Origin of the sequence: Palleniella intestinalis, assembly GCF_013166595.1 — a bacterium.
GTDB lineage: Bacteria > Bacteroidota > Bacteroidia > Bacteroidales > Bacteroidaceae > Prevotella > Prevotella intestinalis.
In genome coordinates this window covers 25,263-43,336 of record NZ_JABKKG010000005.1, presented here as the reverse complement: position 1 = coordinate 43,336, position 18,074 = coordinate 25,263, and the positions used below count along the sequence as shown (strand labels likewise).

Sequence of the window (18,074 nt, the reverse complement as noted above, 5' to 3'; positions counted from 1 at the left end):
AGGGAATAAACTTTTTAATTAAATAATAATAAAGAAAGAGATGAAAAAGTCAATTTTAGCAGTATTACTTGCCTTTGTTGCTTTCTCGGCAAAGGCTGAGAATGGATGTTGTGATAAGAATCTGTTCAATCACCTTGGTGTAGGTGTTGAAGTTGGTACTACCGGTATTGGTTTCAACCTTGCTACTCCGATAGGCAATTATGTGCAGATGCGTGCCGGAATGAGCTTTCTTCCGACCATTAAGGTGAAGGACATTGATGTGGACTTTAATGATGATGCGCAAAGTGCGTGGAATGAGTTCCAAACGCAAATATCTTTGCCTGGAGCCCCGGCAGAGGCTCTGAAGTATAAAGGAGTAGGGTTGCCAGAAGAGCTTCTCATTGACGGCAAGATTTCAATGACCAATTTCAAACTCCTCTTTGACCTCTATCCAAGCAAGCATTCCTCTTTCCACTTTACAGCAGGTTTCTATGCCGGCAAGGGACAGATTATTGAAGCTTATACCACAAACTGTCAGGAAAACCTGGAGGCAATCACTTACTATAACAATAACTTTGCTCCACAGAACAACCTTCAAAAGATTGGAGTCGAGTTGGGTGACTACCTTCTTGAGCCAAATGGCAGTGAGGCGCGTGCTTATCTTAAGACAAGCGGTTTCAAACCATACCTCGGTATAGGTTCAGGCAGAGCTGTTCCACGCAAGAGAGTCTCTTTCGCTTGGGATCTTGGCGTACAGTTCTGGGGCACTCCTAAGATTTATATGGACCAGCCGGGCGGACAACTCCAGCTTCAGGATGAGGGAATTGACGGTGACGGTGGTAAGATAATCAAGACTATTTCCAAGATTACTGTCTATCCTTGTCTCAGCTTCCGTATCAACGGCAGAATCTTCTAACGAAATAAGGCTTTATAGACCAAAGTTTTCTCCTTATTAACATATCGTCCAAGTCTGATGATTCTTGGACAAGCAAACAGCGAAAAGACTTTTTACCATGAATGGGAATAAGTCTTTTCGCTGTTTCTTTATTCTTTTATCTCCTCTGTCTCGCATCCGCTGAAGCCATATTCCGCGATAGCTTTGGCGCGTGGAGAACAGAAATAAACAACCTGTGCCTTGGTACACACCTCACCGCCCTGAATCAGTTCGGCATCGATGAATGCCACTTGCCGCATCTGCCGTGAGAGTCTTGCACGCATCTCTATCCGTCCGCCGTCAATGGTTATGGGCTTCAGGTACTTTGTTTCCATCTTGCTTGTTACAGCCATAGTGCTGAGTTTGTGGAACACCACCCAGCCGGCAATCTCGTCAAGCATAAGGCAGTGCATGCCTCCGTGCAGCGTGTTCCTCCAACTTTGGTAGGCAGGGTCAGGATTCCAATAGCTTACTATGTCGTCCCCGTCCTCAATGAATTCGAGTTTCAGCCCCTTCTCGTTGGTCGGGCTACAGCCCGGACAACAGTAATCCGGCACTTTCAGCCATGGGTTCTTTATTCTTTTTAGCATTGGTTATGGGTTGTTGGTTGTAGGTTATGGGTTCTTTTATTTCTTTCCTTGTGGCATCATCTTTGCAATGATGTGCCCGAGGGCAGCACCGAGACAGACACCGAGGGCGTTGCATATAGCGTCAAAGACATCACCCGAACGGCAGGTTGTTAGATAAGCCTGTGCCAGTTCCACAAGGCATCCCATGGCTATCGGACACAGAAAGCCACCGACAAGCAGTCTTTTCCAAGTGAATGAGCCTTTATGCGCTTTGGCATATTCCACCCAAATCACCGCTGTCAGTGTGCCATACATCACGAAATGCGTCCACTTGTCCATGAAGGAGATGTTGTTCAGCGGTGTCTCAGGAATAGGAATCATGCACACAATCCAAATGGCAATGGCTATGACAATGGAGAGTGGATACTTCCTTGTCACAGCCATTATATTGATAGAGGTCTTACAATCTTTCATGAACATCGGTTATTTTGCCCAATAAATATAATCTTCCTTTCGCGGTTTAGGTTCCTGCAGCGGTTTTGCGGCATATCCGAGGGCAACATGCCCTATGCCGATGTAGTCACCTTCTATGCCAAGGTCGCGGAGAATCTGCTTTCCTTCCTCACTCTCAAACTCCTCTTTGGCGCGGTGAATCCATATAGAATTTACGCCGAGTGATTCCGCTGCAAGCATGAGAGTCTGCATGACTATCGGTCCGTCGTACATGGCATTGGGCGATTCCTTTACGAGCACAATCAGCATGCATGGCGCACCATAGAACGGGTCGGCACCCGGAGGAGTGGAAGTGACAAGGTTGTTGCCCGTGATGATTGCGGAATTCATCCGTGATATGCGGTCACGCAGTTCCTTGTTGGTAACGGCAATGATAATCGGATTCTGCTGTCCACGGCTTGTGGGTGCCCATGTCCCTGCCTCGCAAATCTGCTGCAGAGTCTCTTCCGACGGCATGCGCTCCGGGTCAAAGCACCGGCAGCTGCGCCGTGACATGATTGTCTCTATAACTTTGTTCATAAGGTTGATTTACAAGTTTCCACGCTCTTTGTCAAGATAGTATTTGTATGTTGCCAAAGACAGTTCGTCACATGCAGCTTCATCGCATACAACGATAGAGTGAGGATGCATCTGCAGGGCAGAAGCCGTCCATTTGTGGCTTATCGAACCGTCAATGATATGGCGCAATGCACGTGCCTTGTGATGACCGTTGCATACGAGAAGCACCTCCTTGGCTGCCATAACGGTGCCGATTCCGACAGTGAGAGCCTGGTTAGGCACAAGGCTCAGGTCGCCATCAAAGAAGCGTGAGTTGGCAATGATGGTATCTGTTGTGAGGGTTTTGATGCGTGTCTTTGACGCAAGGGATGAACCCGGTTCGTTGAACGCAAGGTGTCCGTCAGGGCCTACGCCACCCATGAAGAGGTCTATTCCTCCCGCAGCTTCGATGGCAGCCTCGTAGTCCTCGCATTCCTTGATGAGGTCCTCGGCGTTGCCGTTAAGGATGTGGACATTCTCTTTCTTAATGTCGATGTGTGAAAAGAAGTTGTTCCACATGAACGAATGATATGATTCCGGATGCTCCTCAGGAAGATGCACATATTCATCCATGTTGAATGTTATCACGTTTTGGAAAGAAATTTCCCCAGCTTCGTATTTCTTGACCAGTTCTTTGTAGAGACCGAGTGGTGAAGAACCTGTCGGACAGCCGAGTTTGAAAGGCTTTTCCGGTGTCGGGTTGGCTTCCTTTATGCGGCTTGCGACATAGTTGGCAGCCCATTTTGACATTGACTCGTAGTTGGGTTCGATAATGACTCTCATTGTTTTTTTTCTTTTTGTTGGTTATTACTTGGCATATCCTCACCATGGCAGTTCGTAGTGGGTGAATGTCATCCATATACTCTCTTGCATTGCCGGTGCAGGACTATGCATACTGACTTTTGTCTTGCAAAAATACGAATAATTTTGGAAAAACGTTCAATGTCTTCTTATTTTTTATTTGTGAAAGTGCTTTTTCTTGCGTTTTGTATATAGATTGCTGTAATTTCTGGGACTTTTTAGGGTGTCGCCTAATGTGTTGTTTGCTGAGTAAACGCATTGTGCCATGTAATCGGAATAACAACTTACAGATGTCTTTGCCAATATGTCAAGGGAAAAGGCGTAGCAGTGTGCAAAATGTCAGGTAAAGGGCTGTTTTGTGTGAACTGAAACTCTAACGGATGTTAAAACATCATTGGTGTAGTGAAAGGTAACACTTTGCATTGCCAAAGGTAACCTTTCGTGCAGTCAAGTGTAACCTTTTACGGTGCAAAAGGTTACCTTTCATTTTGTCATTTGCCGTGCTGTGGCTTATAGCTGTTGGAGGCAAAAAAATAATAGGTGACACTTTGCGAACAAAGTATCACCTATTGGGTTGGCAAGACTATGATTGCCAGATTGTAATGCAATGTTATGGTAACTTATTTCGTCACACCGAAGTCGGCTTGCTGGTCCTGAACCTCCTGCAACATGCGCTGCTTCTCCTCGTCGGAGATTTGCTTTGTGGATGAGTTGGAGGACGATGCGTTGCCGGAAACTTTTGTTTTGCTGCTTGCATTGATGCCGAGTCCGCGCACGAATTGGTAGTCGGCAGGGACGGATTCCACCTCAAGGTCGCAAGGAGTGGGGGAGTGGGTGCCCGGATAAAGCACGTCGGCGTGTATCTTTATCTTGCCCGGAGTGGTTGTGCTGCGGAGGAGTATCGGTGCACTTCCCCATTCTGCCTGACGCGGATTGGCACCGATGTCCGTGCCGTCGCCGATGATTTCCGCAGGACCTTCCACGGTGAACTTAATCTGTTCCTTGGCCAGACGGCGCACATTGCCGCTGTCGTCGGTCACTTCACATACCACAACGATGAAGTCCGAGCCGTCTGCGACAAGTTTTCTGTCACGCTCATCGGCGTACATGCGCAGTTTTGTGCTGCGGCGCGAAGGCATTCTCTTCGTTGTTGCGACAACCTTTCCGTTGACGATTCCCTCTGCCACGAGGTTCACTTTCTGCCAGTTGCGCTGCTTGTAGGAGTATTCGCGTGCCTGCCAGAAGTCCCATACGTTCTTGAAAACCACCGGTGCGTTGTACGGACGGTCAGTTTCACCGTACTTATCCACAGGGAGTGTCCATGATTTCTCGCCGTCAAAGATTGACAGGCGGACACTGTCGCAGTTGGAGAACACCACCACATCGTTCTCAGAGAACTGTCCCATCTCGTGTGCGATGTAGACCATCGGCTCGCCTTCCGTCACAGGAATCTGTGAGTTGAACATGTAATAGGATGTCTTTGGCTGACGGAACGCATCGAAGTTTCCACCCCAATATGGGTCAGGATGATAACCGCGCTGGTGGTCGAACGGATGCCATTGGCATCCTCCGAGGAACAGTCCGGTGGTACGGTGCTGGTCGCGTGTGGTGTTGGAGAGTGACAAAGCCTGCTTCAACTGTGGTATCTCGCCCCATGAACGGCTTGCGCGGTTGAGGTTGTTGTGCGCATACCAGTCGTCGACAAGTTCGCCGTATTCGCGTGTGAGCATGTTTTTGTTCAATTGCTGCGCCTTATGCTCGAGGCCGTCTGTCTTCTCGTCATCGCCCGGCCATGCGTAGACGACATCGTAGTTCTCAAGCACGCCTGCGCTGTGGAGGTCGGCTGCTGCGACAGGACGGTAAGGATAAGGGTACTCATCCTTGGTGATCTGCAGGGCTTCGAGGGCGAACTTCTCCGGATAGCGTGTCTCATTGAGGATAGGTTCCCACATGAGCACACACGGATGGTTGCGGTCACGGCGTATGATGTCGCGCGTGTTTTGATGCACAAGTTCGGCAAATTTCGGGTCTTTGTTCCAATACTGCCAGCCCGGAGTCGCCACAATGATGAAGATTCCGAGTTTGTCGCAAGCGTCCATGAATGCCGGATCCTGCGGATAGTGTGCCACACGGATGAGGTTGAAGCCACAATCCTTCAGGCGCTGCACGTCACGGCGCTGCTGAGAGTTTGGCAGGGCGTTGCCGACATAAGCGAAGTCCTGATGGCGGTTAGCACCCACAAACTGGCGGTAGCGCTTGCCGTTGAGCCAGAAACCGTCCTTGCCTTTGAACTCAAAGCTGCGGATGCCAATCTTTGTGTCACGCTTTTCTGTTTCCTTGTTTGCAAGGACTTGTGTGCGCATGGTGTAGAGATAAGGCTTCTCAGGTGACCAAAGGTTTGGTTTTGCAATCTTTGAGCCCTGCTTTACGGTCTTGCTTCCCTTGGCAGGGATTGTTACTTTGCTTGTCCAAGTCTTTATCTTCTTTCCCGCAGCGTCAAGGAGAGTGTTTGTGACGGTCACGGTCTGCGGCTTGTTGAGTGAGTTTTCAACATCTGTGTTGACATAAACCTCCGCACTTTTCTCGGAGATGTTCGCATAATGGACGAAGATTCCGCCACCGGCTACCTCACCTTTTTCCACTGCGTCGGTGATGTGTACGGCAGGTTGTTCTATGAGCCATACATCACGATAGATACCGCCATGGTAGCAGAAGTCGAGGGTCATCTGCTTCTTTCCCGGAGGATAGGACTTGTCATCGGAGTTGTCTGTCATCACAGCGATGAGGCATTCGTCGCCGGCCTTTACACCGGCAGCTGTGAGGTCTATGGTGATAGGCAGATAACCGCCAAGATGTTCCTTTACAAGTTTGCCGTTTACGTAGATGTTCTGCTTGCCCATGATTGCCTCGAACTGTAGGGAGACAGTGCCGTTTGTGTATTTTGTTGCAGGCATTTGGAAGCGTTTCCTGTACCATGCGACGCCCTGATAGTTACGGTTTCCGCTGCCTTCTGCCGGCATAAGCTGCACGGTGTGTGGCGTGGAGACCACTTCCCATTGGCTGTCATCGTAGTTTACGGCTTCTGCGCCTTTCGCTTCTCCTCGGTGGAAACGCCAATCGAGGTTGAAATTCCATACCTGCTGCGCGAAGCCCGGCAGGATGTTCATGGCTAAAAGGAGAAGGAGTAATGATAGTCTTGTTCTCATTTTTGGTTGTTGGTTGTAGGTTTTCAATATGGTCAATTATGACATTATTGTCAAAACTGACGGTAATGTCAATTTGGATTAAACCCTAAAATGCCTTATCTCTGCTTGTCGTAGTCCTTTGTTTCTGTGGTCTCTGTCTTGCGTTCCTCCACAGGCCAGTTGTCTGTGCGGAACGAAGAGAGTGGCAGACCGTCACAGAAGAGGTCGCCCTCGCACCAGTCCTTGAACGCATAGCGTACTGCCACTGGGTTCTTTACCTCAGGGGAATAGACGGCAAGGAACTTCCTTTTGTGCAGCTCCACTGTCGCAGGGTGGAACACACGGTCCTCACCGGCAATCTCGAAGAGGTGGCTTGTGAACGAACTGTTTGCACCGTAGAGGTTCATTTTGTCACGCTCGAACTCAAGAATTGCTTTTCCGTTCTCGACGGTCATGCTCTTGTAGCGTGCCGATTCTGCTGTGATGCCTTTCCAGCCGTAAGTTTTCACGAGGGCAAGCATGGCAAGTCGTTCGCCTGCGACGCTTTTCTTCGGAGGGTGGATGCCTTTCTCTATGCCGGCATCCATGAGCACTGCCATGCCGGCGTTAGGGATTTGCGTCTCGGCAATGTACTGCTGTTCACGGAGTAGGGCAGAGTTCACTGTCCAGTTGATAAGGCTGTATTCGTATGGTGCTATCTGGCAATAGTAGAAAGGGAACTCACCGATGCCCCATTTGTCACGCCAGCAGCCAACCATAGTCTGCAACTGCTGTGCGTAATCCTGATAGCGTGGCACGTTGTCCTCGCCCTGATAGAAGATTGCTCCCTTTATTCCGTAGCCGATGACAGGGTTAAGCATGCCGTTGAAGAGCACTGTCGGCTGACGGTTTTTGGACTTTATGTCCGATGGTTTGTAAGGAATCTGGTAAGGAGACTTCTCTGTCACAAATGGTTTGACATACTCGCGTGCAATCCATGACTCACAGGAAGAGCCGCCCCATGCCGTAACGATAAGTCCGATAGGCACATTGAGAGTGCGGCGAAGCTCACGTCCGAAGTAGTAGGCTGTGGCAGCAAAGTCGCGTATTACCTCAGGTTCAGAGGTTTTCCACTGGCCTACTGTTGTGTCAGTAGGCTCCACACGGCTGATGCGCTTTGACTGGAAGACATGCAGAAGAGGGTCTGTGGAGTGGAGAATGTCAGCCGGTCCGTTCTCGATAGGCTGTGAAGGGAAACCCTTCATAGGCATTTCCATGTTCGATTGTCCGGCACATATCCACACCTCGCCTATGAGTACGTTGTCGAAAGTCACAGCCTCGCCGTCGGTGACGGTCACACTATACGGTCCTCCTGCCTCAGGAGTGGAGACGGAAACGTTCCATTTGCCGTTGCTGTTGGCAGTGGTGCGGTAAGTCTTTTTGTTCCATGAGGTGGTCACCTTGACGGTCTTGCCGGCATCGGTTGTACCCCACAGTTTCACGTTTGACTCACGCTGCAACACCATTCCACTGTCAAAGATAGTAGGCATCCATACCTTTGCATGGGCGATTGATGCCATGCAGAATGCCAGGAAAAGTAATGTTGTAAGTTTTTTCATTGGTTATGTTTATTTGATAGTTACAGGTCCGAGAAGTCCGGCAGGGAGAAGATGAGGCTTGTCCATGCGGTATTTGGCGTTTGTCCATATACCATCATACGGTGCTTTGCCCTCATCCATGCCACGGAGAGCGTTCGCCCATGTGTTCACGACTTCTATTTCGATGGTGTTGATGCCCTTTTTCAGAGCTTTGCCGATGTTCGCTTCGTAAGGTGCTGTCCACACTATGCCGCAGTCAATGCCATTGACCCAAACGTGGGCGATGTTCATCACCTTGCCGAGTTGCAGTTTCTCATTGCCTGAAGGTTTCTTTTTCAGCTTCACGGTTGTGGAGTATTTGCCGTGTCCGGAGAAATAACGGAGGTTTCCTTCCTCTATCTCTGTCCAGCTCTTCAGTGCGTCAAGCGTCATTGTCGCTCCCGCTTCCTTCAGTGTAAGAGTGTAAGGATTGGTGAGAGCTATGGCTTCTCTTTCCTGTTTTGCTGTCGTTTCGGCTTTCTCTGCAGGCTGTTCAGGCAGGCAGGAGAGTATCTCCGCTACATTGTTCTTTGGGAAAAGAACGAAGCAAGAGCCGTTGGCAGGGAGGAAGATTGTCTCCGATGACCATGCTGTGATGGTGTTGTCAACGGCATTATATATATAAGGTGTGCCATTGGCTGTGTCACGGAACTTTGCAGTGAATGTCACATCCTCGTTCTTTTGGTTAGCGATGAAGTATATTTCGCCATTAACTGCACTGCGGTGTGTATAGGCAATGCCATTAGGAAGTTCTGCATCACGCTTCAGACCGTAACGTGAGAAATCGTCATCAGTGAAAGTCTTGTCGATGACTGCCACACCTGCCTTGCGGAGTTCCTCAATCTTAGCCTTTGCTTCTTTACTAATTATGCCGTTAGGGTTCATAGGACGCACGGCTGGAACTACCACTACGCGGTACTTGGCGCCACCCGGCAGCACCATGCAACCGTCTTTTGCTGTCGCAAGATTAAGCAGAACATCAGGGTTGAAAGAGTCATACTGGTAGCCACGCATGCAGTTTACCCAGTCTTTCGGGTCGACAATGCCTGCAGAATGGTTCACACCGACAGGGCTTACCTCCATAGGCTGCCCGACGTTGGCAAGTCGTTTAGCCTCAGAAGCGACACGCTCCTTGCCGAAAATGCCTGGCAACATGCTTACAAGACGCTCGGGAAGCACGGAGCGGCGTGGCATTTCGTCGCCGGTATATACGGCGATGTCCTGCACCGGGCGTCCCTGCTGGAGCAGTGCGGAGCAGCGTGTGATGTAGTCAACAAAAGGTTTTGCCTCAGGCATCCATGTCTGGTCACGCTGGAAGAACAGACCGATGCCGTCAAGAGTCATGCCCGGTTTTTTGTCCATCCATGGATTATGGGTGTTCACATGAAAGAAGAGACGGTTCATGCCAAGGGCGAAATTGCGGTCAAGGAGTGTCTTTATGGACGCCGGATCCTCATCCCATACGCCACGAACCTCAGTGAATCCTTCTGCCTGTACTATGTTCTTGCCATAGATATGAGCACCGGAAATGGCGTCAGACATATCGTTCGGTTTATCATGTGTAGGAGAATTGAGCCAGTATTCTCCCATTGGGAGGTCAGCATACCTATAGTGGTCGAGTCCGTCAGCCACCATTGTTGGTGCGATGCTCTCGGAAGAGAACTTCATACCCATCTTATGCGCACGCTCTCTGACAGTTGTGAAGAACACATCATGGATGAGTTCGTTGATGGTAAGTCGCACATCGCGCAGCACACGCTCACTCTCGCTTGCGCTGACAACAGGGATTCCTGCGAACAACGGCAGCCAACGCTTGATGTCATAGCCGCGGCGTGCGCGGAACTCCTCTGCGAAATTCGTTGACCAGTTCTGGCAACCGCACTCCCAAGAGTCCACATGCAGATATTTGACAGTGTTGCTGTGCGGCAGTGCCATGAACTTGCAGAACCAGTTGTCGACAAGTTTGTTGACGGCAGCCTTGGAGAATTTGTCACACTCCAGGCCTTTTCCTCCGCCGGCAGTGGCATTCATCTGACCTGTGGAGCAGTGTCCCATACGTATGATACGGTAAGTTCTGGGACAGTTTGCCGGTATGCTTACAGTGCCGTCCTCACTCATTTCCAACGGAATTATGTCATAGAGAGCAGGGCAGAAGTCCTTTGGCACCTGCTTCTCGGTGGTCTCTTCCGCCACGCGCCATGCGTAAGCAGCCTTTCCTTCCCATTGGTGAATCTTAGGATTCTGGAAGAAACGGATGCCTTTCAGTCTAAGTGTCGGCTTCCATTTTGCAGCGTCAAGGTCCTCAGAACCCGGCTCTGTGCCGTCCGGAGTCCAACTGAAACGAAGCGTAAGAGGAGAGTTTACGTTGCTCTTTATATACTCAGGCAGTGTGAATGTCGCAGCAGCGGCAGTGTTCTGCCAGCCCTGACGCGCCGGAGTGAATGTAGTGATGTATGTAAAGGTCTTTCCGTCAAGACTGTATTCCACCTTCAGACGCTGGTTCTGAATGTTTGTGCCCGACGGAGTGATTTCCACTGTGCGCACAACAGTGCCGTTAGGGAAATCAAAAGAGAACGAACAAGGCGCATTTGCACGTATGATGTTCTTCTCATCCGAGGTCACTCCCTCCGACATAGCCATTTTTGTGGCTTTAACCTCGTCCACCTTATGCTTCACAGGTACGGCAAAAGCGGCAATATCCTTGTATCCTTCGCCTTTGTAGGCATCAAGCCTGAACTTATAAGGAGCTGGCATTTTCCCCTTTTTGCCATATTTCTTTGAAGCCTTGGAGTTGCTTTTCTCCGTGCCAACCTCCACAATATCCTCTGTCCATACCACCTTCTGCATGGACTCTTCAGGTGTAAACCACGGTCCTCCGGCAAGGGCGAAGCCGTCACAGATATGTATGCCCAGTTCCAGACCGAGCGAATCACACTGCTGCATGGAGTAGCCCACCATGTCCCAGAACAACGGAGACAACTGGTCAGCCTGTCCGTTGTACTCCGGTCTTCGCTCCGAACTGTAGATAGGCATGAGATACGTTCCGCGCAGTCCTGCGTTTTTCATTGCCACGAGGTCAGCCTGAATGGCAGGTTTTGACACAGCTCCGTACATCCAGTACCAGAAACAGAACGGTGAATAGGTACGTTGTGCCATGCTGCCAAATGCAGGTAATGCCGCAATGGCTGTCGCTATGATAGCGAGAAAAAAATGTTTCTTCATGATTATGTTATTATTGTTTGATTGCTTCTACCATCAAGTCTATAGCCTTGTTCACCACAGAGTGTGGGCAAGCGATGTTCATGCGCATATATCCCTTCCCGAGACAGCCGAACATATCCCCGCTGTTGAAGGCGAGATGAGCCTTGTCGGCAAAGAAACGGATGAGTTCCGACTGCTCCTTCATGCCCTTTTCCTCCATCAGTTTGCGGCAGTCAAGGAACACAAGGAAGGACGCTTCCGGGCGGACAGGCGTTATTTGCGGACATTCCTCGGCAAGCCTTGTGCAGAGCAAGTCGATGTTCCCTTCCACATAAGCAAGCATCTCCTTGCGCCATTCGTCGCCCTCCTCACTGTAGCAGGCTGCCACACAGTCGTAAGCAAATACGTTGCCTGCATCCTGGTCAGTGCCCCAAATGTAGCCGAAATACTTCTCTCTGATTTCCGGATTGAACACAATGGCGTGCGCAGCGACCACGCCCGGCATGTTGAACACCTTCGACGGAGCCTGCAGAGTGATACTGTTCATGCGTGCCTCTTCACTCACTGTGGCAAACGGAATGTGCTTTTTGCCGTGGAGAATCATGTCGCAATGAATCTCATCGCTGATGACAAGCACACCCTCTTCGGCACAAATCTGCGCCACAGTCTGCAAATCTTCCTTCGACCAGCATATTCCGGCAGGGTTGTGAGGGTTGCAGAGAATCATCATCTTGCAGCCCTTTATGTCCTTGCGGAGCTGCTCGAAGTCCATCTCAAAGCTGCTTCCCACCCTGCGAAGCGGTGACATAACCACCTTCCTGCCTGTCGCTTCGGGGACAATGCGGAAAGGATGATACACCGGCTGCTGTATGAGAATCCTGTCATTCTTCTCCGTGAACACCTGCACAGCAAGCAGAATACCGGCGACAACGCCCGGAATGTAGTTGACATTCTCATTGGTTATCTCCATGCCGTAATGCTCTTTTGACCAGCGGCATATAGAGTCATAGTATCTGTCATGCGTGCATGTGTAGCCAAGAACACCCTGATTGGCGCGTTTCTCTATAGCTTTGACGACAAAAGGAGGCGTGCGGAAATCCATGTCCGCCACCCACATAGGCAGGACATCGTCTCTTCCGCAGATGTCCTTGACATACTTCAGTTTCATGCTGTCTGTCCCTTCGCGTGGGACAATCTCATCGAAGTCGTATTTCATAATGTTTGTTAGTTTGTTTTCTTTGTTTGTTGAGTGTGTTGTCCGGCAAGGAAATCAAGGCAACAAGTCCTTGTGTATGTTGCGCATGGAGTTCCAAAGACTGTAGCGCGCCTCAGGGTTCATCTCCTCCAACCTATGGAACATCTCCGTCATGCTCTGCCTTCTCGTGATTTGCTCGTAAGGACAGGCGGTCTTCAGCTTCTCAAAACCCTCCGTCTCAGCCACGGCAGCGATGAGACTTTCAGGCACAAGGCACAGCGGACGGATGACAGTGACCGGGTAATGTTCCATGGTCAGCCGTGGCGGCATGGTCTGTATCGACCCTTCAAAGGCCATATTCATCAGCAGAGTGACAAGAATGTCGTCCTGATGATGTCCCAAAGCAATCTTGTTGAAGCCGTTGTCGGTGGCAAATGAGAAGAGAGTTTTCCTTCTCGCCCATGAGCAAAGGAAGCACCGGGGCTTCTTGCTGCCCTCCCGCTCCTCAAAAGAAGTGTGGAGAATATGCAGTTTAACGCCAACATTCTCACAGAACCGGCTGAGGTAACTGCGGTCAGTCTCGTATGGGATATTATCCATGAGAACATGCGCCGCCTCCACACTGATGTGCGGTTTGTAGATTCTCTGCTGTCCGGCGAGCAGCCTCACCAGTTCGAGGGAGTCCTTTCCACCAGAAAGAGCTATGAGAATCCTGTCCCCATCCTCCAGTAGACCGTACTCGGCGCAGCCTTTCCGGAACAATTTCTGTATCTTTCTTTCCTCCGGAATCATTTCTTTATGAAGCCTCTGATTACAAACCAAGCGTGCATCGCCACGGTGGTGACAATGCCGTAGTGCTCTCTCATCGTGTGGAAACGCTCAAGAAGTGACGCACGGTGGTTCTTCACGCTCATGCCTCCTGCAAGATAACGGCAGAGGACACGGTGCGTGTTCCATGTCGTCATGCCACGCTTCTCGCCTTCCTTCATGATACGTATGCACCAATCCACATCACCCGAAATCCTGTATTTCAGGTTGTATGGCGTGCATTTCGCAAGTTCTGTGTTGGCATAAAATGCCTGGTGGCACACCAGCATGCCATTGCGGAACGACCGCCAGGTGAGCTTTTCCGGAGCCTGAAGCCTGCGGTGGCGCAGGAAATTGCCGTTGTCATCCACGATGTCCGTCTCGCCATAGACAACGCTGCGTCCTGAAGGAAACTTCCGAATGGCATCGTCCGTCAGCATATCGCCGGCGTTTAGGAAACAGAGATACGCTCCCGTAGCCATTCCGATGCCCTTGTTCATGGCGTCATACAGCCCATTGTCCGGTTCGCTTAGTATGGTTATGGCGTGCCCGTTCTGCATTTTGTCGCTCTGCGCCTTGTATTTTTCGGCAATGGCGACGGTGGAATCAGAACTCGCACCGTCGATTATGATGTGTTCGATGTCGGCATACGGCTGCCGGAGGACACTGTCCAGAGTCCTCTGCAAGACGCTTTCCGCATTGTATGTGCAGGTGATGAGAGTAATCTTCACTTGTTTTGTTTTCGATAGTTTGATAGTCACTGCAATCCCTGCGGTAGCGGACAACGGTTTGAGGTCAATGGAAACCATGTCCGTGCGCTGCGGGTTTGACGAGTACAAAGTTACTAATTTTTTTTTGATTGCCGACCATTTTCCTAAAGATTTTGACATTCGCGCGATTAAATATGTGCAGAACGAAGTTGGATGGTGTGAAGAAAGATTTCTCGGACTTTCGTTTTGTAAGAAAAACGGCGTTATGGCTTGACGAATGTATGGTTATTCGTGTGTTTTTGCAAACTAAAAACAAAACGTATGTTAAATAACGGATGGTTTTTCGAAAGGTAACCTTTTAGCTTGTGAAGTGTTACCTTTCGCTTGGCAAAAGGTAACACTTTGTAATGCAAAAGATAACCTTTCATTTTGTCAAGTGATTAGGAATGAATGGTGGAATGAGGGCGGAAATGCGCAAAACATTGTCTTATACTCAAGTATTAACATACTTTTACGTTTTTGCGCATGCAAACTTGGAAAATAATTAGTAACTTTGCCAACATCATAACCTTGACAAGTTGGAAACATCAAACTAACAGATTATAAAATGACCAATTTCAAATCACCGATTACCGCCTCCTTGATGAAGGCGGCGTTGTGTATGTGTTCCGTATTCTGTGTGCAGGGAGCTTCCGCACAAGTGTACTATACGGGCACTCAATTGAGCAATCCTAATCATCATGACGGCCAGTTGTCACCGGTCGTTGGCGTGCATAACATCCAGATTATGCGTGCCAACCGTGAGCATCCTTCTGCGGAAAACGGTTTCGGATGGACATACAACCACCAGCCGATGATGGCCTATTGGAAGGGTAAATTCTACGTCCATTATCTCTGTGACCCGAAGGACGAGCAGGTTCCGCCGTCACATACCCTTGTGCAAAGCTCCAAGGACGGCTATTCATGGTCGGTGCCGGAGATGCTTTTCCCTGAATATGACGTGCCTGACGGATTCACAAAGAAGGGTGTGGAAGGCGTTGCCAAGAATCTGAAGGCGGTGATGCACCAGCGCATGGGTTGGTATGTCTCTTCCGAAAACCGCCTGTACGCCATCGCTTCTTACGGTGTCTGCATGTCCAAGAAGGACCATAACAACGACGGAAACGGTATCGGGCGTGTCATCCGCGAGATAAAGGAGGACGGCACAATGGGCAAGATATATTTCATATACTACAACCACGACTTCAACGAGAAGAACACCGACTTCCCTAACTATCGCAAGGGCGACAAGCATTTGCGCAAGGCGGTGGCGGAAATCTTTGCCAATCCGCGCATCCGCATGCAGTGGGTGGAGGAAGCAGACAGAGACGAGAAACTCATTCCGCTTAACAAACCTTACAAGGCTTATAACGACTATACGTTGCCTGACGGCAGGATTGTGGCACTTTGGAAGCACGCCCTGACAAGTGTTTCCTCCGACGGCGGTAACACATGGTCACAGCCTGTCCTCCGTGCCAAAGGCTTTGTCAACAGCAATGCCAAGATTTGGGGACAGCGTCTGTCCGACGGCACTTACGCAACGGTGTACAATCCTTCCGAGTTCCGTTGGCCTTTGGCTATCTCTCTGTCGGCTGACGGTCTGAATTATACTACCCTGAACCTCGTGACGGGTGAGATTCCGCCGATGCGTTACGGAGGAAACTATAAGTCATTCGGCCCGCAGTATGTGCGTGGTATTCAGGAAGGTAACGGCGAACCGGCAGACGGCGGCATGTGGTTGACGTACTCCATGAACAAGGAGGACATGTGGGTGGCGCGTGTTCCTGTCCCTGTGCAGATTGATGCGACAGCGCACGCCAACGATGACTTCACGAAATGCAAGTCGCTTGCCGACCTTACGGCATGGAACATCTATTCTCCGATAGAAGCACCTGTGGGTCTTGACGGCAAATGGATGACCCTTTCCGACAAGGACAAGTTCGATTACTGCCGTGTGGAGAGGAAGATTCCGGCATCAAAGAAGCTCGCTGTGGAGTTTGACCTCAAGGCTTCGCAGAACGACCATGGATGGCTTCAGATAGAATTCCTTGACAAGCAGGGCACCGCTTGCGGACGCCTTGAACTGACAAACGAGGGTGAACTCCGCAGCAAGGGTGGCGCACGCTATGCGAAATGTGCGGCATACGAGGCAGGAAAGGAGTACCGCATCCGTGTCGAGATTAATGTGGAGCATCGTAATTATACAGTCTATGTCGATGGAAAGAAGACCGCCACACGTATGCTCTTTGCACCGGTTGAGAGTGTGGAGCGTGTGATGTTCCGCACAGGTGTGCAGCGCACTTATCCTACTGTTGACACTCCGGCAGACTGGGACGGCATACTTCCTGATGCAGGTGAGCAGGACAAGCTCGCAGTCTATGCCATTGCGAACTTCAAGTCTGAGGCTATCGTCGACGGAGGTGAGCTTGCCACTGACGGGACTCCTGCCGTTCTGAACTACGACAACTACAAGGGCTATGTTGATTATTTCAACAATATGGAGGACGAGAACATCGTCCAGGCAATTCCTAACAGCGAGGCATGGCAATGGATGCGTGCCAACTGTCCGGCGTTTGAGTGCTCACAGAAGAATTTCGAGGAGATTTACTGGTATCGCTGGTGGACTCTCCGCAAGCATATCGAGAAGACTCCTGTCGGCTGGGCTATGACAGAGTTCCTTGTGCAGCGCAACTATGCTGACAAATGGAAGCTGATTTCCTCCGGTGTTGGTCACCATATCCATGAGTCACGCTGGCTTCGCAATCCGGAATATCTTGACCAGATTATCAACACTTGGTACAAGGGCAACGAGGGAAAGCCTATGGCGAAACTCACAGCTTACTCCTCATGGATTCCTTACAGCATCTGGCAGCGCTATCTTGTTGACGGCAGAAAGGATTGGGCGGTGTCTGTCCTTCCGTCGATGAAATGGGAGATAGATGACTGGTATCATTGGAACCAATTCCGTCCTGACATGCCTTTCCCTGCAAAGAAGTCAGGTTATGGCAAGATAAGGAAGCGTAACGCGAAGGGAATCGACGGACTTTTCTGGCAGAGTGATGTCCGTGACGCCATGGAGGAGACAATCTCCGGCTCACGCACACAGCAGTTTATGCGTCCTTCTGTCAATGCTTATATGTATGGAAATGACATCGCGCTTGCCAATGTTGCCGCTCTTGCTGGCGAAAAGGCACTCGCTGACGAGTACAATAACCGTGCTGAGGCTCTCCGCAAGCTGATTCTTGCAAACCTTTGGAACGAAAAAAGCAGTTTCTTTGAGACACATACGGGCGACTCGCTCGCCAATGTCCGTGAGGCAATCGGCTATATGCCGTGGTACGTAAAGATGCCTTTGGACAACGGAAAGTACGGCGTTGCATGGCAGCAGGTCATGGATGAGCAGGGCTTCAACGCACCTTACGGTCTGACAACGGCAGAGCGCCGTCATCCGGGATTCCGCACTCACGGTGTGGGAAAATGCGAGTGGGACGGTGCAATCTGGCCTTTCGCGTCGGCACAGACACTCACAAGTATGATTAACTACCTTAATGCGGAGCAGACATCTCCTTTGGCGGGTGTGAAGGATGCTTTCTTTGAGCAGATGGAGAAATACGTTCAGGCGCAGCACATGCGTGGAAAACCATACATCGGCGAGTATCAGGACGAGGTGACAGGTTATTGGCTGAAGGGCGACCAGGAGCGTTCACGCTACTACAATCACTCTACTTTCAACGATCTTCTTATCACCGGCATCTGCGGTTTGCAGCCACAGGCGGACAACACTGTCGTTATCAACCCTCTTGTTCCTGAAGGAAAGTGGACATATTTCTGTCTTGACAATGTGCGTTATCATGGTCATGACATCACTATCCTTTACGACAAGGACGGCAGCCGTTATCATCAGGGCAAGGGACTTATGGTCTTTGTCGATGGTGTAAAGAAGGCTTCCGCTGACGGAATAAAGAAGATAACCTGCAAGTTGGACTAA

General features: G+C 50.2%; 12 protein-coding genes. 2 read left to right on the top strand and 10 right to left on the bottom strand.

The genetic code is table 11. The annotated features are described in order from the left end of the window. The first annotated feature begins 40 nt into the window (after positions 1–40). Positions 41–895, top strand: a complete 855-nt coding sequence (locus tag HPS57_RS08260; protein ID WP_172182043.1) for a hypothetical protein — start codon at positions 41–43, stop codon at positions 893–895. Positions 896–1,023: 128 nt separating this feature from the next. Here the strand turns inward: HPS57_RS08260 and HPS57_RS08255 are convergent, their stop codons facing one another. The 10 genes from HPS57_RS08255 to HPS57_RS08210 form a co-directional block, all read right to left on the bottom strand. Further along, on the bottom strand, positions 1,024–1,503 hold the full coding sequence (locus HPS57_RS08255; protein ID WP_172182041.1) for a PaaI family thioesterase: 480 nt from the start codon (positions 1,501–1,503) through the stop codon (positions 1,024–1,026). Positions 1,504–1,539: 36 nt separating this feature from the next. Beyond that, positions 1,540–1,956, bottom strand: coding sequence for a VanZ family protein (locus HPS57_RS08250; RefSeq protein WP_172182039.1), 417 nt, complete (start codon positions 1,954–1,956; stop codon positions 1,540–1,542). Positions 1,957–1,965: 9 nt separating this feature from the next. Next, on the bottom strand, positions 1,966–2,514 hold the full coding sequence (locus HPS57_RS08245; protein ID WP_172182037.1) for a nitroreductase: 549 nt from the start codon (positions 2,512–2,514) through the stop codon (positions 1,966–1,968). Positions 2,515–2,523: 9 nt separating this feature from the next. Then, on the bottom strand, positions 2,524–3,315 hold the full coding sequence (gene nagB / locus HPS57_RS08240; RefSeq protein ID WP_172182035.1) for a glucosamine-6-phosphate deaminase: 792 nt from the start codon (positions 3,313–3,315) through the stop codon (positions 2,524–2,526). A 638-nt stretch (positions 3,316–3,953) separates the two neighbouring features. Then, positions 3,954–6,539 carry a glycoside hydrolase family 2 protein gene (locus HPS57_RS08235; protein ID WP_172182033.1) on the bottom strand — a complete coding sequence of 862 codons (2,586 nt, stop codon included), beginning with the start codon at positions 6,537–6,539 and terminating at the stop codon, positions 3,954–3,956. Positions 6,540–6,634: 95 nt separating this feature from the next. After that, positions 6,635–8,116: a sialate O-acetylesterase gene (locus HPS57_RS08230; protein ID WP_172182031.1), complete on the bottom strand. Its 1,482-nt coding sequence runs from the start codon at positions 8,114–8,116 to the stop codon at positions 6,635–6,637. A gap of 9 nt (positions 8,117–8,125) precedes the next feature. Further along, a complete protein-coding gene (locus HPS57_RS08225) occupies positions 8,126–11,356 on the bottom strand; it encodes a glycosyl hydrolase (protein WP_172182029.1) in 3,231 nt (1,076 codons plus the stop codon). A 10-nt stretch (positions 11,357–11,366) separates the two neighbouring features. Further along, positions 11,367–12,551 carry a MalY/PatB family protein gene (locus HPS57_RS08220; protein WP_172182027.1) on the bottom strand — a complete coding sequence of 395 codons (1,185 nt, stop codon included), beginning with the start codon at positions 12,549–12,551 and terminating at the stop codon, positions 11,367–11,369. A 54-nt stretch (positions 12,552–12,605) separates the two neighbouring features. Then, a complete protein-coding gene (locus HPS57_RS08215; RefSeq protein WP_172182025.1) occupies positions 12,606–13,322 on the bottom strand; it encodes a tRNA 2-thiocytidine biosynthesis TtcA family protein in 717 nt (238 codons plus the stop codon). Continuing rightward, positions 13,319–14,176: a glycosyltransferase family 2 protein gene (locus tag HPS57_RS08210; protein ID WP_253946511.1), complete on the bottom strand. Its 858-nt coding sequence runs from the start codon at positions 14,174–14,176 to the stop codon at positions 13,319–13,321. Before HPS57_RS08210 ends, HPS57_RS08215 begins: the two co-directional genes overlap by 4 nt. A gap of 514 nt (positions 14,177–14,690) precedes the next feature. Between HPS57_RS08210 and HPS57_RS08205 the strand changes: the two genes are divergently transcribed. Continuing rightward, positions 14,691–18,074, top strand: a complete 3,384-nt coding sequence (locus HPS57_RS08205; protein ID WP_172182392.1) for an MGH1-like glycoside hydrolase domain-containing protein — start codon at positions 14,691–14,693, stop codon at positions 18,072–18,074.